Here is a 26,324-nt window from a genome sequence, read left to right on the forward strand (position 1 = left end):
TGAATCCCCAGCGAGGAGACAGCACCATGAGCACCAGCGAAAGCAGGCACCCGGTGGTTTCCCGCAGCCAGTGGCTGGCGGCTCGCCAGCAACTGTGGCTGCACGAAAAAGCGTTTACCCACCACCGCGACGCGCTAGCCGCAGCCCGTCGCGCCCTGCCATGGGTAAAGGTCGAACAGGATTACCGCTTCTTCGGGCCAAACGGCGCGTTGAGCCTGGCCGACCTGTTCGCAGGCCGCAGCCAGTTGCTGCTTTACCACTTCATGTTCGCCGAGGGCTGGAGCGAGGGCTGCCCTGGCTGCTCTTTTCTGGCCGACCACTTTGACGGCGCCAACCTGCACCTGGCACACCACGATGTGTCGCTGGTGGCGGTGTCACGGGCGCCGTATGCCGAATTCCAGGCATTTCGCCGGCGCATGGGCTGGCTGTTTCCGTGGTATTCATCGAATGGAAGCGACTTCAACGAGGACTTTGGTGTCAGTGTCGGCCGCGAAGGCCAGCGCCAGTATAACTATGAGCCGTATGAGGGTAATGAAAGCGAGCTGCCCGGCTTGAGTGCGTTTTTCCGCGAAACCGACGGCAGCGTGTACCACACCTACTCGACCTACGCCCGCGGGCTGGACATTCTGGTCAACACCTACAACTTCCTCGACATTGCGCCACTGGGGCGCAACGAAGGTGGGACTATGGACTGGGTGCGGCACCATGACCGCTATGAAGGGCAAACGGAAAAGCCTCACTGCTGTCACAGATGATGCAGGCGACACACGCACCTGTGGGGGGTAACTGTCCTGCTCAACACTTGAAGGCCTGCGCAGTCGCCCGTAGGAGCGGGTTCACCCGCGAAAGGGCCGGGCCTGCTGGCCAATATCCCTGGCCGTTCACCGTTACCGCCGCCACCGTATTCGCGGGTAAACCCGCTCCTACGCCTGATCGGTGACGGACGCACATCGGGGGGCACAGGCCATCGTAGGTGCGGGGTCACCCGCGAACGGGTCGGGCCTGCTGGCTAATATTCCTGGTCATTCACTGTTGCCGCCGCCACCGTATTCGCGGGTAAACCCGCTCCTACGCCTGATCGGTGACGGATGCACATCAGGGGGGGACACAGGCCATCGTAGGTGCGGGGTCACCCGCGAACGGGTCGGGCCTGCTGGCTAATATTCCTGGTCATTCACTGTTGCCGCCGCCACCGTATTCGCGGGTAAACCCGCCCCTACACAGATCGGTGGTGGACACACATCGGGGGTTGGACACAGGCCGCCGTAGGAGCGGGTTTACCCGCGAAAGGGCCGGCCCTGCTGGCCAATTTCCACCAGCCGTTCACGGTTGCCGCCGCTACCGTATTCGCGGGTAAACCCGCTCCTACACAGATCGGTGGTGGACACACATCGGGGGTTGGACACAGGCCATCGTAGGTGCGGGGTCACTCGCGAACGGGCCGGGCCTGCTGGCTAATATTCCTGGTCATTCACCGTTGCCGCCGCCACCGTATTCGCGGGTAAACCCGCTCCTACGCCTGATCGGTGACGGACGCACATCGGGGGGAGACACAGGCCATCGTAGGTGCGGGGTCACCCGCGAACGGGCCGGGCCTGCTGGCTAATATTCCTGGTCATTCACCGTTGCCGCCGCCACCGTATTCGCGGGTAAACCCGCCCCTACGCCTGATCGGTGACGGACGCACATCGGGGGTTGGACACAGGCCATCGTAGGAGCGGGTTCACCCGCGAAAGGGCCGGGCCTGCTGGCCAATGTCCCTGGCCGTTCACCGTTGCCGCCGCCACCGTATTCGCGGGTAAACCCGCTCCTACACACTGATGATCGGTGGTGGACACAGGCCGTCGTAGGAGCGGGTTCACCCGCGAACACCGGCGGAGCCGGTGCCATCCACTGCGTTGGTTTCTTCGCGGACATGCCCGCACAGAGACCTCGATCTGTCAGGCTCGCACACCCAGCATCCCGCGCTCGACGATAAAATCGATCACCGCCTGCAACCCCTCGCCCTTCTTCAGGTTACTGAAGGTCCAGGGCCGCTGCGGCCGCATGCGCCGGGTGTCGCGCTCCATCACTTCCAGTGAAGCCCCGACGTAAGGCGCCAGATCGGTCTTGTTGATCACCAGGAAGTCAGACTTGGTAATGCCTGGGCCGCCCTTGCGCGGGATCTTCTCGCCCTCGGCCACGTCGATCACGTAGATGGTCAAGTCGGCCAGCTCCGGGCTGAACGTGGCGCTGAGGTTGTCACCGCCACTTTCCACGAAAATGACTTCGAGGTTACCGAACTTGCGCGCCAGCGCCTCGACCGCCGCCAGGTTCATCGACGCGTCTTCACGAATGGCCGTGTGCGGGCAGCCGCCGGTCTCCACGCCGACGATGCGCTCCGGCTCAAGGGCGCCGGCCTCGGTGAGAATACGCTGGTCTTCCTTGGTATAGATATCGTTGGTAACCACGGCAATCTGGTAGTGATCGCGCATGGCCTTGCACAGCGCTTCCAGCAGTGCGGTCTTGCCAGAGCCGACCGGGCCGCCGACACCGACGCGCAGGGGTTGTTGATAGCTTTGCATGCAGGCAGTCCTCAGGAACGGAACAAACGGGTGTATTGGGTTTCGTGACGCGATGAAGCGATGGCCAGCAGCGGCAGGCCGCCGCCGAGCTGGTCATCGCCCAGGGCCAGCGCCTGGTCCAGTGCAGCGGGCAAGTCGGCGCCAAGGTCGCGCAGCAAGGTCTGGGCAGCCTGCTGGCCGAACGGCACCAGCTTGACCCCGGCCATGACCGCACCCTCCAGCCAGGCAAAGCCATGGCCCAATGCCAGTTGGCGCAACGGGATGGCCCAGTGCGCGGCCAGCCAGGCCATGCCACCCAACTGGGTCAGCTCAAGGCTGGTGCGCCAGGCCGGTGCCTGGCCCAGTTGCCAACCGTCGAGCAACCGCGCCAGCGCCGCGCCGCGCTGTTGTTCTTCCAGGCGCAGCTCGGCGGTTTCGCGGTTGGCCAGCAAGAACCGGCTCCAGTGGTAGAACGCTTCGGCGTCCTCGGCCTGGCAGGCGTGATACAGGCGCGCCAACACCGGCCAGTCAAGACAAGCCAAGGTGTCGTGAAGCTGCTCACGCTGCCAGCTGGCAAAGCTGTCCACGCCGCGAACCCAGCCGGCCTCGACCGCCCACTCCAGACCTTGCGAATAGGTAAAACCACCCACTGGCAAGCCGGGGCTGGCCAACTGCAGCAGGCGCAGCAGCGCCAGGTCGCTGTTCATCAACCGGCCAGCACCAGCGCGGCGCCGGCCAACAGGCCACCGCCAAAGGCCTTCTGCAGGCCGCTGTGGCGGCGCAGCAGGCAACCGATTGCAAAGCCTGCCGCCAGCAGCAAGCCGCTGACCGCGACAAACCCCGCGCTGAATTGCCAGAAAGCGCTCGGCGTGGCTTCCACGCCATGGGCCCAGCCATGGAACAGGGCGAACACCGGCATGGCCATGGCCAGCAGCAACTGGCGGCTCGGCAGCAGCACCGCCCCGGCAGCCACCAGCAGCGACACGGCAATCAGGGTCTCCATGCCCAGCACATCGCCGAACAGGTGACCGCACACGGCACCACCGAACATGGCCGCCAGGGTCGCCAGGGGCAACGTCAAGTTGCGCCGGGTCAACGCGGCGAGCACGCCGGTGCCCAGCAGCATAAGCAGGTGATCGAGCCCGGTCAGCGGGTGCAGCAGGCCGTCCTGCAGCGGGTTGCTGTCATGGCCTGGATGGGCGAAGGCTGGCAGTGCCAGCATCAACAGAAACAGGGCGAAAGTCTTTTTCATCGGTTGCTCCAGGGCAGTTCAGGAATGGGCAGGCAGGCGAACGAACGGGTGATCGTGGCCATGGGCATGACTGTGGCTGTGGCCATGCGGTGCACTTTGGTAAGCACCCGCTTCAGGCTCGAACGGGGCCTGTTCGGTCTCTACCGTCAGGCCCAGCCCCCGCAGCATGTCGTCCAGCACATGGTCGTGCTGGAAGCGCAACAGCCCGGGTTCGATCTGCAGCGGCACATGGCGGTTACCCAGGTGGTAGGCGGCGCGGGCCAACAGGTGTGGATCGGTACAGCGCACCGTCGACACCGCCTCGGGCGCCGCCAGCACGCGGATCAGCTGGGTGCCCTCGGCATCGGCCAGCAATTCACCTCCGCGCAGCAGGTGGCCGCGCTCCAGCATCAGCCCGGCTTCGCGACCATCGTCCAGAGTTACTCGCAGCCGGCTTTTGATACGGCTGTCCACGTCAAGGGTCACAGTGCCACTGACAACCCGCGTGCCGGGTTCGGAGATACGGCGGTTCAAGACAATCATGGGGGGCTCCTCAGAACAGGAAATAGCGCTGAGCCAGCGGCAGTTCGCTGGCCGGTTCGCAGACCAGCAGCTCGCCATCGGCACGCACCTGATAGGTCTGCGCATCGACTTCGATCAGCGGCTGCAGGGTGTTGTGGACCATGTCCGGCTTGCGAACCCGCCGGCAGCCGTTGACCACGCCAATCAGGCTGCGCAGGTTCAGCTCCTCGGCCAGCCCGCGGTTCATTGCCGCCTGGGGCAGGAATGTCATGCGTGTGGCATGCCGCGCCGCGCCCAGAGCGCCGAACATCGGCCGATAGTGCACCGGCTGGGGGGTGGGAATGGAGCCGTTGATGTCGCCCATTGGCGCAGTGACGATCATCCCGCCCTTGAGCACCAGGGCCGGCTTGACCGCAAAGAACGCTGGCGACCACAGCACCAGGTCAGCCAGCTTGCCGACCTCCACCGAGCCCACTTCGTGACCGATGCCGTGGGTGAGTGCCGGGTTGATGGTGTACTTGGCGATGTAGCGCTTGACCCGGAAGTTGTCGCTGTAAGGGGTGTCTGGTGCCAGCGGCCCGCGGCGCAACTTCATCTGGTGCGCCACCTGCCAGGTGCGCAGCACCACCTCGCCAACACGCCCCATGGCCTGGGAGTCGGACGAGGTCATGGCAAAGGCGCCCATGTCGTGAAGGATGTCCTCGGCAGCGATGGTTTCGCGGCGAATGCGTGACTCGGCAAAGGCCACGTCCTCGGCAATGCTGGGGTCCAGGTGGTGGCAGACCATGAGCATGTCCAGGTGCTCGTCCACGGTATTGATCGTGTAAGGCAGGGTCGGGTTGGTCGAGGATGGCAGCACGTTGGCCTGCCCCGCTGCACGGATGATGTCCGGGGCATGGCCGCCACCGGCACCTTCGGTATGGAAGGTGTGGATGGTGCGGTCGCCGATGGCCGCCAACGTGTCTTCGATACAGCCCGACTCGTTGAGGGTGTCGGTGTGAATCGCCACCTGGATATCCATTTCCTCGGCCACGCCCAGGCAGCAGTCGATGGCCGCTGGCGTAGAGCCCCAGTCTTCATGCAGTTTGAGCCCGACAGCACCTGCGGCAATTTGCTCACGCAGCGCTTCTGGCTGCGAGGCATTGCCCTTGCCGAGCAACCCGATGTTGATCGGCAAGCTGTCGGCGGCCTGCAGCATGCGCGCAAGGTACCAGGGGCCGGGCGTGCAGGTGGTGGCATTGGTGCCGGTGGCCGGCCCGGTTCCGCCGCCGATGAACGTGGTGACACCGCTGTTCAATGCCTCGTCCACCTGTTGCGGGCAAATGAAGTGGATATGCGAATCGACACCTCCGGCGGTGACGATCTTGCCCTCGGCCGCGATCACCTCGGTCCCTGGCCCGACCGGCACGTTCACGCCTGGCTGCACATCGGGGTTGCCGGCCTTGCCGATCAGCGCGATGCGTCCATGCTTGATACCGATGTCGGCTTTGACGATGCCCCAGTGATCGATGATCAGCGCATTGGTCAACACCAGGTCCATGGCCTCGGCCGCCAGCATCTGGCCCTGCCCCATGCCATCGCGAATGACCTTGCCGCCGCCGAACTTCACCTCTTCGCCGTAGATGGTGAAGTCTTTCTCGACCTCCACCCACAACGCAGTGTCGGCCAGGCGCACGCGGTCGCCAACCGTGGGCCCGAACATGTCGGCATAGGCCTGACGGGAAATACGGCTCATGCCCTGCCCTCCAGCGCGCCCATCACTTTGCCCTGAAAACCATAGACCTCACGCTTGCCGGCGTAAGCCACCAGTTGCACGGTACGCGCCTGACCCGGTTCGAAGCGCACGGCAGTGCCGGCCGGAATGTCCAGGCGAAAGCCCAGGGTGGGCGCACGGTCGAACACCAGCGCGTCGTTGACCTCGTAAAAGTGGTAGTGCGAGCCGACCTGCACCGGCCGGTCGCCATGGTTGGCCACGCTGACGCTGACCGTTTCTCGGCCACTGTTCAACTCGATGTCGCCCGCGGCGACCTGGATTTCACCTGGGATCATGCAACGCTCCTTGGCGGTTTCAGACGATGGGGTCATGCACGGTCACCAACTTGGTGCCATCCGGGAAGGTCGCTTCGACCTGCACGTCGTGAAGCATTTCAGCGATACCGGGCATCACCTGCTCACGGGTCAGCACTTCGCGCCCCAGGCTCATCAGTTCGGCGACTGTGCGGCCATCGCGGGCGCCTTCGAGCACTGCGGCGCTGATCAGCGCCACGGCTTCCGGGTAGTTGAGCTTCAGGCCACGGGCCAGACGCCGCTCCGCCAGCAGCGCGGCAGTGAACAGCAGCAGTTTGTCTTTCTCTCTCGGGGTAAGCTCCATGGCGCTCTCTCAGGTAGCCCAGATACGCGGCGGGCAGGCTGGCAGGCCGAGGATGGCCGGACGCAGCACATGCCACAGGCGTTGCAGGGTGCGTTGCAGGTGTTGGTTGTCATGGTCGAGCAGGCGGATCACCAGCAACGACCCGAGCAGGGTCGCACCGGTCGGGTTGCCCAGTTCATCGAGCAGCGGGCGAACCTGCTCCAGCACGGTCTGATCGGCCGGTGCGGCACAGAAGGTGGCAAGTAGCGGATGCCCACCCAGCTTGTCCAGGTGTCCGCCCTCGAGACGCAGGCGCTCATGCAGGCCAACCTCGTCAGGCAGTACGATGTGCAAAAGGCTGTCGAGGGCGCCGTGGTCGAAACGCTCGTGCATGACCGGGCGGCCCAGGCACAGGGTTTCCCAAGCCAACAGGCGGGCGCCCGGCTCGAGGGTAAAACGGCTGGCAAGGCTGGCGCGGGCGCCGGAGAAGAAGATGCTGTCCTGCGGCAGCCACTCCAGAGTGCTGCCCGCGGTCAGGTGAAAGCGCTGGGTCAACCGCGCGGTCGGGCCGATGCTGCGATAGAACTTGCTGGCGCCGGGCATGGTCAGCAGCGCATGGCTACCCGGCTCCAGGTGAATGTCCAGTTCCAGGCGGTCGCCGGCGACGATGCCGCCCGGCGGGTGCAGGACATAGACATGGCATGGCGCACCCTCAGGATAAAAAGGCCGCTGCACCAAAAGAGGTCCAAAATGCTTCCACGCACCAAGGCGGGTCACGCTGTCACGCTGCACAAAGCGCAACTGCAGGTGAGCACTCCAGCCTGCATCGTCTTGTTGTTGTTCGATCCGCTCCGCGAGCGACATCCTGCGGCCCCTGAAATCCGTGGCCTGCTGGCCGTTTAGAGGGTCCGGCGCGGGCGCCTGCCAGCGCGCACGGCCTGACCACTCGATCAAATTCGCAGGCTGGATATAGCAGGTTGCGGGCCAACTCCGCAGGTGAAGGATGATGAAACTTATGCTGCGGCCGCTCTGGCATCGGGCATACGGGGGGATGGCGCACAAAGCAGGGGCGTACGCCGGCCCTGTTTCGGTGCCGGCGCCTGTGAAAATGGGGCAGCTTTGCAGCCCCTGAAAATCAAACCTCAGTAATCGAAGCGGTCAACGGCACGCCGACGCTCGTTGTCATCACGCCGGTCATAGATGGCCGTGGTCTGGATATTGGCATGGTGCGCCAGCTTCTGCGCAATCGACAGGTCGTGCTCTTCGATCACCCGGGTGATGAATGCCCGGCGAAAATCGTGCGGCATGATCTTCACCCCCACCTGCGCGCCGCGCTGGCGGGCAATGTAGTAGATCGCATGCTTGGTAATGCGCGCACGGGTAATGTGGCTGCCGCGACGGATGCGGTTGAACAAAAACGGGTCATCCTCCGCCCCGGCAGGCAGGTCCTGGCGGCGCAGTTCAAGCCACGCCTGCAGCTTCTCGAACGCCCACGGCGGTGCATACTTGACCAACTGGTGGTTGCCCTTGCCCACTACCTGCAGGCTGCGCGCCTCGAAGTCGACCTGGTCGAGGTCGATGTCGACCGACTCCGACTTGCGCATGCCGGTGCCGTACAGCAAGGCAATGATCGCCGCATCACGTACCCCCTGTGGCCGCGGGTCGGCTGCGCACACATCCATCAGCTCGCGGATCAGGCTGCGGCGCAGGTTGCGCCCTGGCGGCAGACGGGAGCCTGTGGCCGGCTTGACCTCGCGAATGCGCAACAGCTGCTCGTGGTCGATCAGGCCCTGACGCCAGGCCTCGTTCATCACCCCGCGAATCGCGTTGACGTACAGCGACGAACTGTTGGGCGCGTAGCCATCAGCACGCAGGGCTGCCACCAGTGCAATCACATGGCCCGGCTCGAGCCGATGCCAAGGCACATCGACGATGTTGCAGTCGACGAAACCTAGCCGGTCGGCGGCGTCCTGAAGAATGTAGCGCATGGTTTGCTGGCTGGATGGGGCCAGACGGGCCATGTACTGCAGCAGCGGATTTTTCGAGAGGTCGGACAAAACGTGAATCCTGTAGCGAAGCGTCAGCCGGCACTGAACCAAGCGAACCCTGAAGCAAGTCAAAACGACATACAAGCTAGTCCGAATGACTGCAAAACGCGCGTGTCATTCGGACCCTGAGAAGTGCCATCACCTTGATATTCAAGGGCTTTGCAACTGGCACGGATCGTGATCTTACCCCAATTGAGCCCTACTGAACGAACCAAGGACCGCCCATGCTCTTGCAACCCACTGCTTCACGCCCGCGCCAAGCCGTCTGGGGTTTGGGTTTTCGCCCGTTCTTCCTGGGTGGCAGTTTGTTTGCGCTGATCGCCCTGCTGTTGTGGGCCGGCGTACTGGCCGGGGTACTGGCCCCTGCCCCGCCCGGCGGCATGCTCGCCTGGCACCGCCACGAGATGCTCTACGGCTTCGCCGCCGCCATTATCGCGGGTTTTCTGCTGACCGCCGTGCAGAACTGGAGCGGCATCCCAGGCTTGAGCGGGCGGGCGCTGCAGGGTTTGTTCCTGCTTTGGCTGCTGGGCCGGCTGAGCTGGTTTCTGCCACTACCGGGTAGCGTGCTGGTACTGGTCGAGGGTAGCTTCCTGCCATTGGTGGCACTGAGCCTGGCACGACCGATCGTGCAACGGCGCCTGCGCAACAACTACCCTATCGTGGTGCTGGTGCTGTTGATTGCCGCTTGCCAGTGGTTGACCTTGGCCGGCTGATTTCAGCAGGACGAACTGTGGCAGCGTCGTGGAATATTTGCCGGGCTGTGGCTGGTGACGGCGATGATGACCGTGCTCGGCGGCCGGGTCATACCATTTTTTACCCGCCGTGGCCTGGGTCACCTTGGCGCGGCCCCTGCCCGTCCATGGCTGGACCGTGCCTGCCTGTTGCTCAGCGTGGCAGTACCGCTGGCGTTTGCCACCGGCCTGGCCGATAAGCCCCGTGCCAGCCTGGCGGTGCTGTTTTTTGCCTTGTTCGCGCTGCACGCGACCCGACTGCTGTTGTGGCACGACCGTGGCCTGTGGCGCGTACCGTTGCTGTGGTCGCTGCACCTGGCCTACGCCTGGATCGCCCTGGCCTGCCTGGGCATGGCGCTGTGGCACAGTGGGGTGGCCCTGAGCCCGAGCCTGGTGACCCACGCGCTGACCGTTGGCGCCATGACCGGGCTGATCCTGGCCATGATGGCGCGGGTCAGCCTGGGCCACACCGGCAGGCCATTGCAGGTACCGACCAGCATTGCCTGGGCCTTTGCCCTGATGCAACTGGCGACCCTGGCCCGGGTGATTCTGCCGCTGTTCACATCGCTGGGGGTAAGTGTTTCGGCACTGTGCTGGAGCCTTGCGTTGCTGCTGTTCCTGCGCCATTACCTGCCGATCCTGCTGCGGCCCCGGGCAGACGGCATGCCCGGTTGACGCGCTTGGGCCGCATTGCAGCGATGCGCCATGAGGGGAGCTTGGTGGGTGGTTTGCTCACCCTCCTGATTGCGACTGATCGCCAAAGGCAAAGTACCGCTAGACAATAGCCGCCGCCCACCACCCTGGAAACATCTGCTGCACCCGGGGCTCGGCGAAGCGTTCGTCAATCAGCACCAGTACGCCCCGGTCCTGGTCACCCCGAATAACCCGGCCCGCCGCCTGGATAACCTTGCGCACGCCCGGGTAGAGATACGCGTAATCGAAACCCGCACCAAATTGCCGCCCCAGGCGCTGTTTGAACTGCTCGTTGACCGGGTTGACCTGAGGCAGCCCCAGGGTGGCGACAAACGCGCCAATCAGCCGCGTGCCGGGTAAATCCACCCCTTCGCCGAAAGCACCGCCCAATACGGCAAAGCCCACACCTCGGCCATCGGCGACAAAGCGATCGAGAAATGCCTGACGGGCCGCCTCGTCCATGCCCGGCGCCTGTGCCCACAGCGGAATCTGACCATGCCGCTCGGCCAACAACCCTGCCACCTGTTGCAGGTATTCGAAGCTGCTGAAGAACGCCAGGTAGTTACCCGGCATGCGCTGATACTGCCGGGCAATCAGGTCAACGATCGGCGCCAGGGAGGCTTGGCGCTGCTGGTAACGGGTGGACACCTGGCTGGCAATGCGCACTTCCAGCTGTTCGGCACGGAACGGGGCGGCCACTTCCAGCCAGGCGGTATCGGCTGGCATGCCTAGCAGGTCGCTGTAGAAGTGCCGTGGGCTCAACGTGGCGGAAAACAGCGTCACACTGCGCGCCGCCTGCATGCGTGGTGCCAGCAGCCGTGCCGGGGTGACATTGCGCAGGCACAGGGTGGCCAGCCGCCGTTTGCGCGGGCCCTGGCGCTGGCTGATGTCAAACAGAAAGTGCTCGTCGAACAGTTCGGCAACCCGGCAGAACTGCAAGGCCTGAAAATAGAACTGCAACACCTGGGGGTCCATGTGCGTGGGCGCCTGGTTCATCTGCTCCTGAATCAGCTCAACGCACTGCTGCAGGGCGCGCAACAGCCCTTCAGGCAGCGACTCGCTGGCCTGGTACGGCGCACGCTGCTCTTTATACAGCGCGTTCCATTGCCTGTTGAGGCGCTCCAGCGCACTGACCAGCCCAGGCGGTTTGCTCTGGCGCAACGCCAGCAGCTGGCCCTGGTCAAGGCTGGCGCTGTACATGCCGCGCCCACGCTCGACCAGGTTATGCGCTTCGTCCACCAGCACTGCCACTCGCCACTGGTTGAGTTGGGTAAGGCCGAACAGCAACGCATGCGCGTCGAAGTAGTAGTTGTAGTCGGCGACCAGCACGTCGACCCAGCGCGCCATCTCCTGGCCCAGGTAGTACGGGCATACCTGGTGCGCCAAGGCCACTTCACGCAGGTTGGCTCGGTCGAGCAACGGTACTGCTGCAGCAGCCTCGCGCGCAGCCGGCAAACGGTCATAGAAGCCTGCGGCCAATGGGCAGGACTCACCATGACAGGCCTTGTCCGGGTATTCACAGGCTTTGTCGCGAGCGATCAGCTCCAGTGTGCGCAACGCAGGTTGTGGCGTGGCATCGGTGATCTGGCGCATGGCGTCCAGCGCGAGCGCCCGGCCTGGTGTCTTGGCGGTGAGAAAAAACAGCTTGTCCAGCTGCTGCGGCACCATGGCCTTCAGCAGCGGGAACAAGGTACCGAGGGTCTTGCCAATGCCGGTGCTGGCCTGGGCCATCAGGCAACGGCCGGTGCTAACCGCCTTGTACAAGGTTTCAGCCAACTGCCGCTGTCCCTTTCGGAACTGTGGGTACGGGAAACTCAGCGCCAGCAGGCCTTGGTCACGTTCGGCCAAGCGTTGTTGCTGCAATCGGGCCCAGCCCAGAAAGCGCCGACACTGGGTTTCGAAGAAGGCCCGCAACTCGGCAGCCGAACAGTGCTCACTGAACAGCGTCTGGCCATCGCTGTCCACATCGAGGTACACCAGCGCCACCTCGATGGCCGGCAGTTGTCGCGCCTGGCACATCAACCAGCCATAGACCTTGGCCTGTGCCCAGTGCAACTGACGGTGATTGGCCGGTTGACGCGCCAGATCGCCACGGTGCGTCTTGATTTCTTCCAGGCGATTGCTGCCAGGGTCATAGCCATCGGCACGGCCCCGCACCGTCAGGGTTTCGAACTGGCCTTCAAGGGTGATTTCCGACTCGTAGCCAGCAGCCCGCCGTGCTACCACCCGCTGATGACCCTCGATACCCTCCTGGGCGGTGGGCGACGGCGTGAAACGCAGGTCCAGGTCGCCAACCTTGGCGCTGAACTCACACAAGGCGCGCACCGCTACGCTGTAGCTCAAGGCGTTTCGCTCCAGCGCACGTGGCACACCGCGACCGGCAGGCCGTGTTGCCTGCAGAACTCCAGCCAGCGCAGCTGATTGTCCTGCAGGCGGTCACCGGGCCCCTTGACCTCGACCATGCGATAACGGCCCTGCTCGGGCCAGAACTGGATCAGGTCGGGCATGCCGGCACGGTTGCTGCGAATGTCCTGCAACAGGCGCAGAAAACATTGCTTGAGCGCAGCGGCCGGCAAGCAAGCCAAGGCCTGCTCCAGCAGTGCCTCGCTGAGCATGGACCAGAACACGAACGGCGACTGCAGCCCCTGTTTGGCCACGTAGCAGTCGAGAATCGCCTGGCGGTGGCTGCCATCGTCTAGCCTCCCGAGGCAGCGTTCGAACAGTGCACTGCGCCGTTGCTGGAAGTCGCTGTCGTGCAGGTCCTGTGGCGCGACCTGGAACGGGTTGAAGAATGCGCCGGGCACCGGGGCGAAGATCGCCTCCCAGCACAACAGGCCAAACAGGCTGTTGAACAGCGTGTTTTCCACGTAATGCGCCTGCCCCCCCTCTTGCATCAGGTGCTGACGCACGGCTTCTTCAACGCCCAGCGCAGCATGCCCGCGGGGCAGCTCGAGCTCGATCAGTTCCAGCGGCGTGGTGCGCTGGCGCCGCTGTGGCGGGCCGCCAAGTTTGCGCGCCAGGCGTGGCAGCATGCGCTGCAGCGCCTGCTCCTCCAGCGCGTTGGCAGGTGCCGCAGCCAGTTGCAATGCCAATGCATGGGCCTGGTGCCACTGTTCGCTGCGCTCCAGCACCCTCACCTGGCGAATGCGCGCCTGGGGATGGTTGCACTGCGCATACACGGCCGAGGCCAGGTCCCACTCACCCAGGCGCTCGCATTGTTGGCCCACGGCGAATTGCAGCCGTGCATGGCGCCGGGCCAGCCAGGGGTTGTCGCTGTGCAGGCCCTGCAGGGTGGCAAGGATCGGCACCGGGTCACCGCCCTGCTCCAGGCGTTCGGCGCACTGGTGCAGGGCCATGGCCAGGTCGACATCGTCACGTTGCTGCAGGGCGCGAGAATCGGAGCTGAACGGTACCTGCTCGTAACGCAGCAAGCCCAGGTCGGCGAGGACAAAATCTGACCAGTCCTGGTACAGGTTGCCGAAGAACAGCAGGCGCATGCGGTCGCACAGAGGTTGCAGGCACCACTGCAGAATGCGCACCTCGCTGTCGGGAAACCATTCGGCCAGTGACCGCGCCGCCAGCGCCAGGGGTTGCAATTGTGCCAACAGCTTATGCTTGGCTGCGCGCGGGCGGCTCAGTTGCCGGGCGAAGCAGCGGGCCAGCTCTTCTTTGCGCAGCAACGCGAACAGCTGTTCAAGCTCCAGTTGCTCGGGCTCCCTTACCCAGCCAAGGGCCAGCAACGGCTGCAGCGCCAGCGCGGTATCGCCGATTTCGGCGTAGTCGAGCCGATCGCTGCGAAACAACTCGCCTTTGCGCATGACCATACGCACCATCAAGGCCTGGGATGGCGCTTGCAGTTGCCTGAAGGCACGGATGAAGGCCAGTTCCTGGTCATCGAGCAGGTCCTGGTAGCGCTGTTCGACCCACGACACTACCTGGCGGAAGTTATGCAGGTAGTAGAACGGGTCGTCGACGGAATGGGCAATCACGGGATAGCATCAGGTAGCAAAAACAGACACTGGTTATACATACAGAAAAGCGTACCTGACAAGAGCCGTGGGTCAGCCCGTTGACTCGTTCATTTGACTTGTCGGCCCCTTCGCAGCAACTGTCAGCGCCTGCAAGCGTCTTGGTTTCAACTCGAGAAGCGGATATTTCGCCCGCAGTGCACCTCAAGCGCCTGCGCCAGTCGCCTTACCGCCCGCTGCAGTTCATCCGGGTGCCCGCCCAGCCAAATCAGCGCGAGGTGTTGGGGGTAATGCCCCTGCAGGCCGAACTGCTCGCCCGGTAGCGCATGCAATGCAGAGCCGGCCAACGCCAAGGCAATACCGTCCCACGCCAGCGGCTGGCGGAAACTCACCCACAGCATTTGCCCTCCTTGCGGTAGCTCGAAGACCACCCGCTGGCCGAATTGCGACTGCAGCACATGCGCCAGGTATTGCGTGCGCCTTTGCAAGTCTGTGCGCTGTTGGACCAGTTGCGTCTCGATTTCCCCCTTGCCGAGCATGTGAGCAAGCGCCTGCAAGCGTAGCGGCGCAAGCCGAAACGCTCGCTCGGCGAATGCCTTGGCCAACACGGTGTCACGGCTCAGTAAATAGGCATACGGCGCCTCTGCCCCCACCGCGGCCTCGAACGTGCCCATCACCAACAGCCAGCGCGGGTCGATCCAGTCACGCAGGCGTGTGCTCGGCGGCCCGTCGTAACAGAGCTCGCTGTCCAGGTCGTTTTCCAGCAGCCATACCGGGTGTTGGCCAAGCAACAGCCCAAGCTGCTGCTGATAATACGGTGAAACCAGCCGCCCTTGTGGCATGCCCAGGCAAGACGGCATGACCAACAGGCTTACCGGCTCGCTCTCAAGCAGCTTGGCCAAAGCGTGCAGCTCGGGGTTGCCACGGGCATCCCGTGGTACCTCCAGCACGCGCATGCCGACACGTCCCAGGGCGCGCAACACTTGCCAGCAACAGGGCGAATGCACCAACGCAGTACCACCTTGCATGGCCAGTGCCCTGAGCAGTGTCTCCAGTAACGCCAGCACATCGGGGGCCAACTGGACGTCATCGGCCTGCCAGTACTGGTTGGAGCAGCGGGTGTATCGCTCAGCCACAGCGCTACGCAAACGGGCGCTGCCAACCGCTTCCCACGAGGCGACGCTGCGATCACGCCGACGCGCCAAACGCCGTTCATGACCAAGCAGAATGCGCTCCAACAGTGGCTGAGTCGGCAAGGGAGGCTGCCGCGCCACCTCTACAGCCTGATCTTTGCCACCGTTCTGTACGTAATAACCCGACCTCGGCAGGCAATGTACGCGGCCCTCCTCTTCCAGCAGGCTGTAGGCACTCTGTACCGTGGCCAACGACACCCGTAACCGCCGGGACAGCTCACGCAATGACGGCAACCTGCATGTGCCAACGCCCGCAGCCTGGTCGATCAACGCTTCCAGGTAGCGATACACCTTGCGATACGCGAACTCGCCTGGGGCCGCTCGCCCCATCAAGGCAGCCCCGCAACACCACGCCGCCGCCCCACCGCCTGCTGCGGTAGCAACCTCAGGTGTACATCCCGACGGGCCAGGTGGTTAAGCAGGCGCCATCCCGTCAGCGGTAACTGCCCATCATAAATCTGCCGCAGTTGCCCCAACGGCAGGCCACTGGTGTTCACCAGCCAGGCTTTGACTGCATCAGGGCAGGGTTTGCCTTGCAAGGCCCTGTGCAGGTACGGCAACGCCACGACCATATCGGCATGCCGGCACTGCAAGAACCGCTCGAGGTTTTTCCCCTGCCTGGCAAACGGGCTGAACAGCAGGCACACCATTTGGGCCTGATTGATGCCGTAGGCTTTGCCAAATAGCAACGGGGTGGCGTCACGCTGCTTGCTGCCACCCGCCTGCCCTGCCAGCTTCAGCGCTGGGCGACCGGCCTGCGGCTCCAGGCTACGGGCACGCAGTTCATGCAACTGTGCCGTGGCTAGCGAGTCGACGAACTCAGACAGCGGCAAAGCATCCGCAGCTGCCTCGAAGTGACAACCCAGCATCGCGTCAAGCTGCTGCTCTTCAAGCAAGTGCGGTAACAGGTCATCAATAGCAATCAGCCGCACCGTCGCACGCTCCGGTACGGCGCCCGGTACCAGCCCGTGCTGGCCACCCGGTGCGCCCCCAACAGCGCCGTGCAATCGGCTCAGACCTTGGGCCAGTGCCGCCAGGCACTGGTGCACTGCATGCGGGCCACGCTCGCCGGCCAGGCGCAGGCTACGCCGGGCCCACGCCAGGTATCGGCGCCGCTGGAACCCGGGCACGGCAGTGACCAATGCATCGGGAGGCACCGCTGACTGCAACGCATGATCCACGGCCCCCGCCAGCTCCAGGTGCAAGCGGCAACCCAGCAGGGCTTCAGGCCTGGCATCGATCATGTGGCCGAACATCAACAACGCATCCCTGGCGAGCAGCCAGCGCTCCGGCATTACCGAAAGCCGACGACTGAACGGCACCACTGCGCGCCCCTCGATCATCTGCAATTGCACCCGCGGGTCATCCTGCATGAACAGGGCGCTAAAACTGCGCTCGTGAGCTTCCAGCGTGGCGCTGTCGGCAACCGGCAGGCTGACCACCAATACCCGCAACTGGAAGGTTACCGGCGAACGCAGGGCAATACTCAGTTGCGCGGCACGCAACATGGCCAGCAGCCGGCTGCTATGGCGGTCGCTACCTTGCAATAGCTGCAAGCTGAAAGTACCGATGTACTCGGGCCCACCTGCAGCAACCAACAGGCGTTGTATCAACAACTGCAAGGAAGCGCGCTGCGCCTGAGACATGTGGTTCAACAAGCGCTCGAGTACTTGCTGGTAGATATAATGCATCGCCTGGTCGTGAATAGCAGTCACGCAATCACCTCATCAACTTCATGCAGCCAGCGCATGCCGTACCAACCATTTCAACTTGAACATGCGCCAAACTTACCCAGAAGAAATTTCCTACAACCAAATGAAAGTAATGACGGAACCCTTCACTGTCGCCAGGCCATCGAGAAAAAACCACCACTGCGATGCCCTGTCGCTGTCACATGCTGCTCTATACCAGGCATAGCCATGCTCATCCCACGTTCCTTGCACAAACTATCATTGGGCCATTATCGAGAGGGAGGCAGCGCGAATTGAAGACACAGTTCACGGTAAAAAAACCATTCAGCGGCCGTGTCAGTTCACAGTGGCTCGCAAGGGAAAAGCGTTCAAGGCTGAATATTTGGCGGGATATTTCTGAAACCCCAAAGACCACTGACTTATATGTAGTCCGCGTCGCAACTTATTGTAGGAACAATCCTACTTTAAAAGTTGAATCACTTTACCCCGCGCACAAAAAACCCGGGGGCTGCCCGGGTTTGCTGGTCATTTCAGTAACCGTCAGTGTTGCGCCATGTCCAGCACCACCCGCCCGCCGCACGGGCATTTGTCCATGTAACGATGCGCCTCGACCACCTGCTCGAACGGGTACACCTTGATGATCTGCGGCGTCAGCAGTTGGTCGGCGGTGAACTGGTTGATATCGCGCAAGGCACGCTGCAGTGCCACCTGGTCCTGGCTGATGCCAAGCTCTGGCTTGCCGGTGAAATTACCGATGCAGTGCACATAGAACTGAATGTTTTTCTGGAATGCCGCGCAGGCCGGGAACGGTGTCTGGTTGCCGCCTTGCAGGCCGTACAGCACCAGGCTGCCACGCGGCGCCAACACATCGCCCAACAGCGACATCTGCGGGCCACCCATGCCATCGAGCACCATGTCCACACCACGGCCATCGGTGTACTTGCCAATCTGCAGCAGCAGGTCCTGCTCTTCGGTGACAATCACTTTGTCTGCGCCCAAGCCCAGCAGGTAGTCACGCTGCGCCGCTTCCTTGGTGGCGGCGAACACTTTCAGCCCCAGGGCCCTGCCCAGCTGCACGAAGGCAGGCCCGGCGCAATGGCTGGCATCGGTGACCAATGCTGTCTGCCCAGCCTTGGCCCGAGCCAGGTCGACGTAGGCGAAATAGGCAATCAGCAGCGGGGTGTAGTGCACGCTGGCTTCGATCGGGGTGAGCACATTCGGGTAGCGAGTAATGGCTGTACGCGGCAGTACGATGACATCGCCATATACCGGATGGTCGTTGGCGCTGGTTGCCGGGAAACTGGCAACCCGGTCACCGACGGCAATGTCATCGACCCCTTCACCGACCGCCGTCACCACCCCGGCCATTTCGTGACCGATCCCTGCTGGCAGACGTGCCTGGGACGGTGCCAAATTCTGGCGCCAAAGCACGTCATACCAGCTGACGCCAACCGCTTCGACGCGGATCTGCACCTCGTCGGCAGCGGGTGACGGTTCGGCCTGCTCTTCGCAACGAAGCACGTCAGCAGCGCCGAACTTGTGGAAACGGATCATGCGGGACATCGCATACCTCGCCTTTGTGAACCTCTAATTACCACTGACTCTATCCGGGCTTTGCCCGTTAGACCATCAGTGGCCATTAATAGTCGACATGCTTGTCATCGATTGGGCACCTGACTTTCCCTGCGATTGGTCCCCCTAAACCCGTGCAGGGTAACAGCCTTTGGCCTTAAGATTCACCTCTGCCCCACATTAGGCGAAGCGCACCGATGAATCGAAACGACCTGCGTCGTGTAGACCTCAACCTGCTGATTGTGTTCGAAACGCTGATGCACGAGCGCAGCGTGACCCGCGCCGCAGAAAAACTGTTTCTCGGCCAACCGGCCATCAGCGCGGCGCTGTCGCGCCTGCGCAACCTGTTCGATGACCCGCTGTTCGTGCGCACCGGGCGCAGCATGGAGCCGTCGGCACGGGCCCACGAGATCTTCGCCCTGCTGTCACCGGCACTGGATTCGATTTCCACTGCAGTCAGCCGCGCCGCCGAATTCGACCCGGCCACCAGCAATGCGGTGTTCCGCATCGGCCTGTCGGACGACGCCGAGTTCGCCTTGCTGCCGCAACTGCTCAAACGCATTCGCGCCGAGGCGCCCGGTATCGTGCTGGTGGTGCGACGGGTCAACTACTTGCTGATGCCAACCCTGCTGGCCTCGGGCGAGATTTCAGTGGGTGTCAGCTACACCAGCGAACTGCCGGCCAACGCCAAGCGCAAGGTGCTGCGCCGCAGCATGCCGAAACTGCTGCGCGCCGACAGCGTACCCGGCAGCATCACCCTGGATGACTTCTGCGCGCGGCCCCATGCGTTGGTGTCGTTTGCCGGGGACTTGTCCGGGTTCATTGACGAAGCCCTGGAAGAAATCGGCCGCAAGCGCCACGTGGTGCTGGCGGTACCGCAGTTCAACGGGCTGGGGAGCTTGCTGGCAGGCACCGATATCGTGGCGACGGTACCGGACTACACGGCGGATGCACTGACGGCCGCCGGCGGCTTGCGGGCCGAGGACCTGCCGATACCCGTGCGCAGTTTCGAACTGCACATGGCCTGGCGCGGGGCACAGGACAATGACCCGGCGGAGCGGTGGCTGCGGTCGCGGATACAGATGTTCTTTGGCGATCCGGACAGTCTTTGATCAGAACGCCATGAAGGCAACAGTCCGGCCGGACAACTGCCATGGCACTCGCCGACGCGATAAGCCGAGACAGCGAACGGCCGTGACACAGCACCACGCCCTACCACAGCGCATGGAGTGGGACCTTCTTGGTTGGACTGATGTCCATCTCTGCCCATGCTTTCGCCACAACCCTCCCCCCCATATCGTCAGCCAGTGCCCTGACGGTGTCACGGGACACAGTACAAATCATGCCCAGCGACATGCCCGGACAACATTGCGGCGTAGGTGGCCGTTCCAGATTGAAGTTGGAAAGTCAATAACGGCAACCGCAAGACTTGTCATCTCCGACTATGGTACACGCCAATGACACCTATTACTGCGCTATACGCAGAGGCTGACGGGAGTTGTTTTCATGGCTACTCGGAATAATGAGTCCTCTACTTTTGACATCTTGAAGATGTGCGATACAAGGGTGCGGTGCAAAAGGATACTCGAGGAACATTTTGTAACGAAACCCAATGCACTCCGACGATTTTTCCTACAACTAAGTCGCCACCTTTAAACAGATCGATCACCGCCTCCAATGAGCGAAACTATGAATCGGATTTCGGTTCGAGGCGAGACGCTTAGGCGCTGAAGCCGCCAGCACCGCCCCAGGATTAGATAATTCAAGGACAGTTGCCTTTGACGCGACTATTGACAGCTCGATTTACTTGTCCGAAATAAATGCTTGACATCAAAATTGGGTTTTGGCCATATTTAAACGCACTGAGCACCGGCTACTGACCTACTACAACTGTGGTCAACGACTGAAACTCAGGTCAGTTTCTTCACTGCGCCCCCATACGGATACCCGAGGCAGCGCTCGACGTATTCGCAAAGACAACTTTTATCGAGCTTGAACCAAGCAAATGGAAGGTTTATGTCTAATTTGAAGAACCAATACATCAATACTGCCAGGACGGTCGAAATTGGTAATCCCTCCTGGCAACTTGCACAGAACTCAGGGCTGACCGACTTCCGGGTGGCCGCCATCGACTTCATCTACCCGCCCCACGCGGGGGTATTGGTCAAGGTGCATGCCGCACTGCCCGCACTGCCCGCAGGCGTCAGGTCGCAATTGGTCGTCGAGGCCGCCTCCGGCCGCACCTTGAAGCTGCCGCCGGATGCCTTTCTTGATCGAGCTGCGTTCATCATCACCCAGGCAGATACGGCGCACGAATGCCGTGCAGCGAGCACTGCGCGCGTTCGTGACACCGAGGTGATCCTCAAGTGAACAAGCTCTTCAAGGACGCGGGGCTGACGACGGCGATGCGCAACATCATCCTGCTTCGTCTGCTTTTCGTCATGGCGAACGCGTTGGGGCCATTCGCAGCGCTGTTTTTCAACCGTCACTACCATCTCGATGGCTCGGCAGTGGCGCTGGTGATAACGCTGGTATCGGCGTTCTACTTGACGGGCAACTTGTTGGGTGGGGCCTTGGCCAGTCGCTGCTCCTTTCGCTCACTGTTGCTGGGCACATCATTGTGCTCGTCGGTCTTTCTGCTGCTCGCGATGGTGTTCAACACGCCGACCACGTCCATTGCCATGGTGCTGATGTTCATGCTATGCGCAGGCGTGATCACGCCAGTGTTCAGCATGCTGACCTCGCTGGCGGCGGACGATGGCAACCGCATTGCATCCTTCGGCTACCTTCACCTGGCCAGCAACCTGGGCGCCGCGCTGCTGTTTGTCATCGGTGGGTATCTGCTCGGCCTGCATAGTCATTACCTGATGGTATTCGCCGCCGGCGTCAGCATTGCGTGTTTCCTTGCGAGTGTTTTCCTGGTGCTGCCTGAGCGACAGGTTCATACGCCACAGGCACGACGCAGAATCTTGCGCAACATGGTCGACATACCGAGGATCGTGATCGTCGCCGGCGCAATGTTTTTCGCTTTGTCGGTGTTGGATGCGCAGCGTGAGTATCAGCTACCGTTGTGGCTCGATGTAATAGCCGTTGACCGTGCCGCAAGCATCTTCGCTGCCGTGGGGATCGTCAACTCGTTGCTGGTCATCCTGATCACGCAGCCTCTGATCGCGCTAACCTCTCGATTCAGCACGCTCGCCAACCTGGCCGCGGCAGGAATCTTCTACGGTATCGGATTTAGCGCCTACGCGTTTTTCGAGCATACCGCGTTGATTCTGACGTTCGTTTTCTTCTGGACGATGGGTGAGATTCTCGGCATCACCCATATCACCGCGTTGATTTCCCAAAAGACATCATTGCAAACCCAGGCCAGCCTCTTTTCGCTGATTCCCATCCTGCTCGCGCTCGCCAGAATGGTCTCGGTGGGATTGGGCGCCTCGTTGAACTCCAGCGCTGGGTTCACGCTGAGCTGGAGCCTCTACGGACTGCTGGGTCTGCTGCTCGGAGGCGTCTGCTGGTTGTGGGGCCGGGAAGCCAAGGCTCCACAGGTTTCATCACCACGAAGAAGTTGAGCCAGGAGGCTCGTTTCAGACATCAAAAGGAAGAGGTGCATTCAGCATGAGCGAGACACTGACGCAGGACCTGTACGAGCGTTTGTATCGTGGCAATCCGACCCTGGTCAAAACCCGCGACTTCGACGATATCGATGTCACGACCAACAACTTGATCTTTGTATTTCTTGTACTGGTCAACGGCTACCAGTTTCTCATCGCTCCCCTGTTGATCTCTACAAACCCCTGGTTCATGCTGACCCTGCTACCCACCCTGTTGTTCTCTTCGACCACCGGCGTCATGGTGCATGAGGCGATACACGGATTGCTGCACCCTGCCCCCCGGAGGAACCGGCGTATGGGCCAGGTGATGGCGGTGTTCATGGGCATCGCCTATGACTTGCAACGCTTCGATCATCTGCGGCATCACCGCGTCAATCGTACCGAGCATGATTGCGACGAGATCTATATCGCCCCGCGCCGATCGACGCGCAAGGTCGTCAATTATTACTATCGCAAATTGTTTGGTGCTTACTGGCACGACTTCGTGCTGACCGCAATCGTCTGCTTCCTGCCGCCCCGTTTTATCTACCCGCTGACGAGCCTCATCTACGGTTCGACAGTAGTGCCGTCGGACCATTGCGCGCTGTCCATCACCCTGCGCAATAAAAAATTGAGCGCACTGCGCACCGAAGGCGCGTGCACCTTGCTGCTGTTAGCTTGCAGTGCTTTTCTGTATGGCGCCAACTGGTGGATATTGGTGATCATCTACTTACTCAGAGCATTCATTCTCACTGTGCTGGACAGTTTTGCCCACTACCAGACGCCCATCAATGACTCGCTGTTTGCGAGAAACGTGAAAGTGCCACTCTTTTTCGAGCGAGTGTGCCTGATGAACTTCAACTACCATGGCGCCCATCATATTTTTCCTACAGTTCCATGGGATAAGATCCCACAGTATATGCAGCACTTCCAACCCGATTTCTGCTTGATTACTCACGGCAGTCTGTTACGGTCGCTTAAAGCCAAATACAAGCCGCCTCGGGCTTTCAGCGTGTGGCCCCGTGGCTGGTTGGCGGGAGGGCGCAAAGAGGAAAAAACTTTTCAAACCTAATCCCTGCCAGATTACCGTAAGCGCTTACACTTGCGGCAAGCGATGTTCAACAGGCCGAGCGATATCTTACAAGAACATATGAGCCGGGCGATTTATCGTCGTCCAGCTCCAACAATATCGAGGACCCCCTATGCGACAGCAGTATGATCCTGCCTGGGTTGAAAGCACGGCTCAGGCCAAATGGCTTCGCGATGAAGTATTCAAGGCTGTCCAGGACGAAAGCCGGCCAAAGTTCTATGCCTGTTCCATGCTGCCCTACCCTTCCGGAAAGTTGCACATGGGGCATGTGCGCAACTACACGATCAATGACATGTTGGCCCGTCACATGCGGATGAAGGGCTACAACGTCCTGATGCCGATGGGATGGGATGCGTTCGGCCTACCGGCAGAAAACGCCGCGATGCAGTCGGGCGTATCACCCGCTCAATGGACACGGATGAACATAGCCGACATGAAGTCGCAGATGCAGCCGCTAGGACTGGCTTTCGACTGGTCACGAGAAATCGCCACCTGCGATCCCGAATACTACAAATGGAACCAGTGGTTTTTCTTGAAGTTGCTGGAAAAGGGCGTGGCCTACAAGAAGACCCAGATCGTCAACTGGGACCCCGTCGACCAAACCGTGCTGGCCAACGAGCAAGTGGTGGATGGCCGGGGTTGGCGATCCGGAGCGCTCGTCGAGAAACGCGAGATTCCCGGCTACTACCTGCGCATCACGCAGTATGGAGAGGAACTGCTGTCGGCCATCGATACCCTGGAGGGTTGGCCGGACATGGTCCGCAGCATGCAGCGCAACTGGATTGGCAAGGCCAGTGGAGTCCGCCTGGCCTTTGTCCACACTGTCGAAGACGCAAACGGGCAGTTGATCGACGCAGGCAAGCTGTGGGTGTTCACGACGCGCGTCGATACGCTGATGGGTGTGACGTTTTGTGCCGTTTCCCCTGATCATCCGCTGGCCAAGCGTGCCACGGCGCTCGATCCAGGGCTCGAGCCGCAGGTGCAGGCGTGTCGACAGGCGGCACAGACCAGCCCCGCCGCCGGCGCGCAGGCGAAGCTCGGTATCCCGAGCGGCTTGCACGTCGAGCATCCATTGACCGGCGAACCGGTCGCCGTGTGGATCACCAATTATGTGGTTGGTGAGTATGGGGAAGGCGCCTTGATGGGGGTGCCGGCCCATGATGAGCGCGATTTCGATTTTGCCCGTCAGTATGGCTTGCCCGTACACCCCGTCATCGCGCTCGACGGGGCTCCTTATGACCCTGCAGCTTGGTCGGATCGCTACGGCAGCCAGGAAGGTCGCCTGATCAACTCTGGCGCCTATGATGGTCTCACGGTGGAGCAAGCTGCCCTGGCAATCGTCGACGCCCTGGCCGAGCGTGGGCGTGGCGAGCAAGCCACCACGTGGCGCCTGCGTGACTGGGGAATCTCCCGGCAACGATACTGGGGAACTCCGATTCCGATCATTCATTGCGAATACTGTGGCGATGTACCAGTACCTTACGCAGACCTGCCGGTAATATTGCCGACCGATTGCATTCCCGACGGAAGCGGCAATCCGTTGCTGCAGCGTGAATCGTTCCGCCTCGTCGCGTGCCCTCGTTGTGCAGCACCCGCGCAACGGGAAACGGACACAATGGACACCTTCGTCGACTCGAGCTGGTATTTCATGCGCTACTGCGATCCCGACTGCCACACTTCGATGGTAGGGCCTGGCAACCGATACTGGATGCCCATCGACCAGTACATCGGCGGCATCGAGCATGCGGTGCTGCACTTACTCTACGCCAGGTTCTGGACAAGGGCGATGCGCGACGAGGGATTGGTGGACTTCAGTGAACCATTCAAGAATCTGTTCACTCAGGGTATGCTGCTGCGGGAAAGTTATTACCGCAAGGCGCAGGACGGTAGCCGACGATGGTTCTACCCCTGCGAAGTATCGGTTCAATACGATGAAAAAGGCCGTCCGGTCAGCGCGACAGCGATCGAAGATGGCTTGCCTGTCACCCTGGGTGGCGTGGAGAAGATGTCCAAGTCGAAGAACAACGTGGTCGAGCCCAAGGACATCATCGACCGGTTTGGTGCGGACACCGCCCGGTTGTTCACCATCTTCGCCGGCCCCCCTGATCAAAGCACGATCTGGAGCGACACCGGTGTCGAAGGGGCTTATCGCTTCCTGCGCCGTCTCTGGAGCTTTGCCGTTGATGAGCAGGCACGCTGGAGCGAAAGTGACGGCCAGGCGGCAGACGCCACAGAAGCCAGCCGTGTGCGCTTCATGACCCATGACTTGTTGAAGCAAATCAATAACGATTATGAGCGTCTGCAATACAATACCGTCGTATCGGGTGCAATGAAGATGCTCAAGGTACTGGAGAGTGCCCGCAGCGTTGGTCACCAGGTCTGCCGGGAAACCATGTCCATTCTCTTGCAGGTGCTGCAACCTGTGACGCCACATATCTCCCAGGTTCTCTGGGAGGCATTAGGATTCCCCGGCGCGATCTACGACAGTGCCTGGCCGACCCCGGACAGCGACGCCTTAAGGCAGGACGAAGTGAAGTTGATGGTACAGGTCAATGGCAAGCTACGGGGGGAGATTCTGGTCCAGGCCGATGCCGACCATGACACAATCCGTGACCAGGCGCTGTCCGATCCTGTGTTGAGCAAATATCTGGAAAGCGCAGGAAGGATGATCGTAGTGCCTAACCGATTGGTGAACTTCATCGTCTGACCATTCAGGTTGTCCCCTGAAACCAGAAAGCCGGCTTTCTCAGGAAATGTCGGCTTTCTGGTTCAGGCCTCAGTGGAAAACGTGTGCATCCCACCCACTGACTGCTGCGACGCGTAGCGACTGTGACGAGCCCAAAGCATAAGTTGCGCAAATGGGCGAGGGATTGCACATTTGAAACCGATCCCTCCTCGTTGCCTCCACTGGAATCCACTCGTAGCTGCAGTTGAAAGGGGTACATCTGCGGGTACAAATCTAATTTCCCATTCATAACCATTTGATTTATATGAATGTCCAAATGTTCTTTGGGGATCCTGACAGTCTTTAGAGGATAGTGTCCCGAGAGGTGGTGTAACTCATCCTGCGACGCTATTTAGCGTCCTCCCCGCCTATGC

The 26,324-nt window shown here is 61.6% G+C and carries 20 protein-coding genes and 1 pseudogene; 7 read left to right on the forward strand and 14 right to left on the reverse strand.

Annotation, left to right across the window (positions count from 1 at the left end):
• The first annotated feature begins 26 nt into the window (after positions 1-26).
• On the forward strand, positions 27-755 hold the full coding sequence (locus ACYCCG_RS00145; protein ID WP_252458515.1) for a DUF899 domain-containing protein: 729 nt from the start codon (positions 27-29) through the stop codon (positions 753-755).
• Between the two features lie 1,185 nt (positions 756-1,940).
• Here ACYCCG_RS00145 and ureG read toward each other — a convergent pair.
• From ureG to ACYCCG_RS00190, 9 genes are all read right to left on the reverse strand, one after another.
• Positions 1,941-2,564: an urease accessory protein UreG gene (gene ureG / locus ACYCCG_RS00150; protein WP_209966451.1), complete on the reverse strand. Its 624-nt coding sequence runs from the start codon at positions 2,562-2,564 to the stop codon at positions 1,941-1,943.
• An 11-nt stretch (positions 2,565-2,575) separates the two neighbouring features.
• A complete protein-coding gene (locus ACYCCG_RS00155) occupies positions 2,576-3,250 on the reverse strand; it encodes an urease accessory protein UreF (RefSeq protein WP_209966453.1) in 675 nt (224 codons plus the stop codon).
• Positions 3,250-3,795, reverse strand: a complete 546-nt coding sequence (locus ACYCCG_RS00160; protein ID WP_021782341.1) for a HupE/UreJ family protein — start codon at positions 3,793-3,795, stop codon at positions 3,250-3,252. Before ACYCCG_RS00160 ends, ACYCCG_RS00155 begins: the two co-directional genes overlap by 1 nt.
• An 18-nt stretch (positions 3,796-3,813) precedes the next feature.
• Positions 3,814-4,317, reverse strand: a complete 504-nt coding sequence (ureE, locus tag ACYCCG_RS00165) for an urease accessory protein UreE (RefSeq protein ID WP_459669144.1) — start codon at positions 4,315-4,317, stop codon at positions 3,814-3,816.
• 10 nt (positions 4,318-4,327) lie between these two features.
• On the reverse strand, positions 4,328-6,031 hold the full coding sequence (gene ureC / locus ACYCCG_RS00170) for an urease subunit alpha (RefSeq protein WP_459669146.1): 1,704 nt from the start codon (positions 6,029-6,031) through the stop codon (positions 4,328-4,330).
• Positions 6,028-6,345: an urease subunit beta gene (locus ACYCCG_RS00175; RefSeq protein ID WP_010953752.1), complete on the reverse strand. Its 318-nt coding sequence runs from the start codon at positions 6,343-6,345 to the stop codon at positions 6,028-6,030. The genes ureC and ACYCCG_RS00175 overlap by 4 nt, the downstream gene beginning before the upstream one ends.
• Positions 6,346-6,364: 19 nt before the next feature.
• On the reverse strand, positions 6,365-6,667 hold the full coding sequence (locus ACYCCG_RS00180) for an urease subunit gamma (RefSeq protein WP_003253929.1): 303 nt from the start codon (positions 6,665-6,667) through the stop codon (positions 6,365-6,367).
• A 9-nt stretch (positions 6,668-6,676) separates the two neighbouring features.
• A complete protein-coding gene (locus ACYCCG_RS00185; protein ID WP_459669147.1) occupies positions 6,677-7,510 on the reverse strand; it encodes an urease accessory protein UreD in 834 nt (277 codons plus the stop codon).
• 278 nt (positions 7,511-7,788) lie between these two features.
• Positions 7,789-8,703 (reverse strand): site-specific integrase, encoded by a 915-nt coding sequence (locus ACYCCG_RS00190; RefSeq protein WP_021782337.1) that lies wholly within the window; start codon positions 8,701-8,703, stop codon positions 7,789-7,791.
• Positions 8,704-8,918: 215 nt separating this feature from the next.
• Here ACYCCG_RS00190 and ACYCCG_RS00195 point away from each other — a divergent pair.
• A pseudogene (locus tag ACYCCG_RS00195) lies at positions 8,919-10,100 on the forward strand (NnrS family protein).
• Positions 10,101-10,199: 99 nt separating this feature from the next.
• Here ACYCCG_RS00195 and ACYCCG_RS00200 read toward each other — a convergent pair.
• The 5 genes from ACYCCG_RS00200 to ACYCCG_RS00220 form a co-directional block, all read right to left on the reverse strand.
• On the reverse strand, positions 10,200-12,461 hold the full coding sequence (locus ACYCCG_RS00200) for an ATP-dependent DNA helicase (RefSeq protein ID WP_459669148.1): 2,262 nt from the start codon (positions 12,459-12,461) through the stop codon (positions 10,200-10,202).
• Complete coding sequence (locus ACYCCG_RS00205; protein WP_252458942.1) at positions 12,458-14,107, reverse strand: VRR-NUC domain-containing protein; 1,650 nt, start codon at positions 14,105-14,107, stop codon at positions 12,458-12,460. Before ACYCCG_RS00205 ends, ACYCCG_RS00200 begins: the two co-directional genes overlap by 4 nt.
• Positions 14,108-14,253: 146 nt before the next feature.
• The gene (locus tag ACYCCG_RS00210; protein ID WP_209966465.1) at positions 14,254-15,609 is read right to left on the reverse strand and encodes a GntR family transcriptional regulator; all 1,356 of its coding nucleotides are present in this window, start codon (positions 15,607-15,609) and stop codon (positions 14,254-14,256) included.
• Entirely contained in the window at positions 15,609-16,994 is a 1,386-nt protein-coding gene (locus ACYCCG_RS00215; RefSeq protein ID WP_209966467.1) for a hypothetical protein, read from the reverse strand. Before ACYCCG_RS00215 ends, ACYCCG_RS00210 begins: the two co-directional genes overlap by 1 nt.
• A gap of 516 nt (positions 16,995-17,510) precedes the next feature.
• Positions 17,511-18,533: a zinc-dependent alcohol dehydrogenase family protein gene (locus tag ACYCCG_RS00220; protein WP_209966470.1), complete on the reverse strand. Its 1,023-nt coding sequence runs from the start codon at positions 18,531-18,533 to the stop codon at positions 17,511-17,513.
• Positions 18,534-18,739: 206 nt separating this feature from the next.
• On the opposite strand from ACYCCG_RS00220, the gene ACYCCG_RS00225 reads away from it, so the two are divergent.
• From ACYCCG_RS00225 to leuS, 5 genes are all read left to right on the forward strand, one after another.
• A complete protein-coding gene (locus ACYCCG_RS00225; protein ID WP_003253946.1) occupies positions 18,740-19,654 on the forward strand; it encodes a LysR family transcriptional regulator in 915 nt (304 codons plus the stop codon).
• Between the two features lie 904 nt (positions 19,655-20,558).
• On the forward strand, positions 20,559-20,912 hold the full coding sequence (locus tag ACYCCG_RS00230; RefSeq protein ID WP_459669149.1) for a hypothetical protein: 354 nt from the start codon (positions 20,559-20,561) through the stop codon (positions 20,910-20,912).
• On the forward strand, positions 20,909-22,114 hold the full coding sequence (locus ACYCCG_RS00235) for an MFS transporter (RefSeq protein WP_459669150.1): 1,206 nt from the start codon (positions 20,909-20,911) through the stop codon (positions 22,112-22,114). The genes ACYCCG_RS00230 and ACYCCG_RS00235 overlap by 4 nt, the downstream gene beginning before the upstream one ends.
• A gap of 46 nt (positions 22,115-22,160) precedes the next feature.
• Positions 22,161-23,207, forward strand: coding sequence for a fatty acid desaturase family protein (locus ACYCCG_RS00240; RefSeq protein WP_196996481.1), 1,047 nt, complete (start codon positions 22,161-22,163; stop codon positions 23,205-23,207).
• 130 nt (positions 23,208-23,337) lie between these two features.
• A complete protein-coding gene (gene leuS, locus ACYCCG_RS00245) occupies positions 23,338-25,932 on the forward strand; it encodes a leucine--tRNA ligase (RefSeq protein WP_196996482.1) in 2,595 nt (864 codons plus the stop codon).
• Positions 25,933-26,324 lie beyond the last annotated feature (392 nt).

It is taken from the genome of Pseudomonas sp. VEM90 (assembly GCF_054611535.1).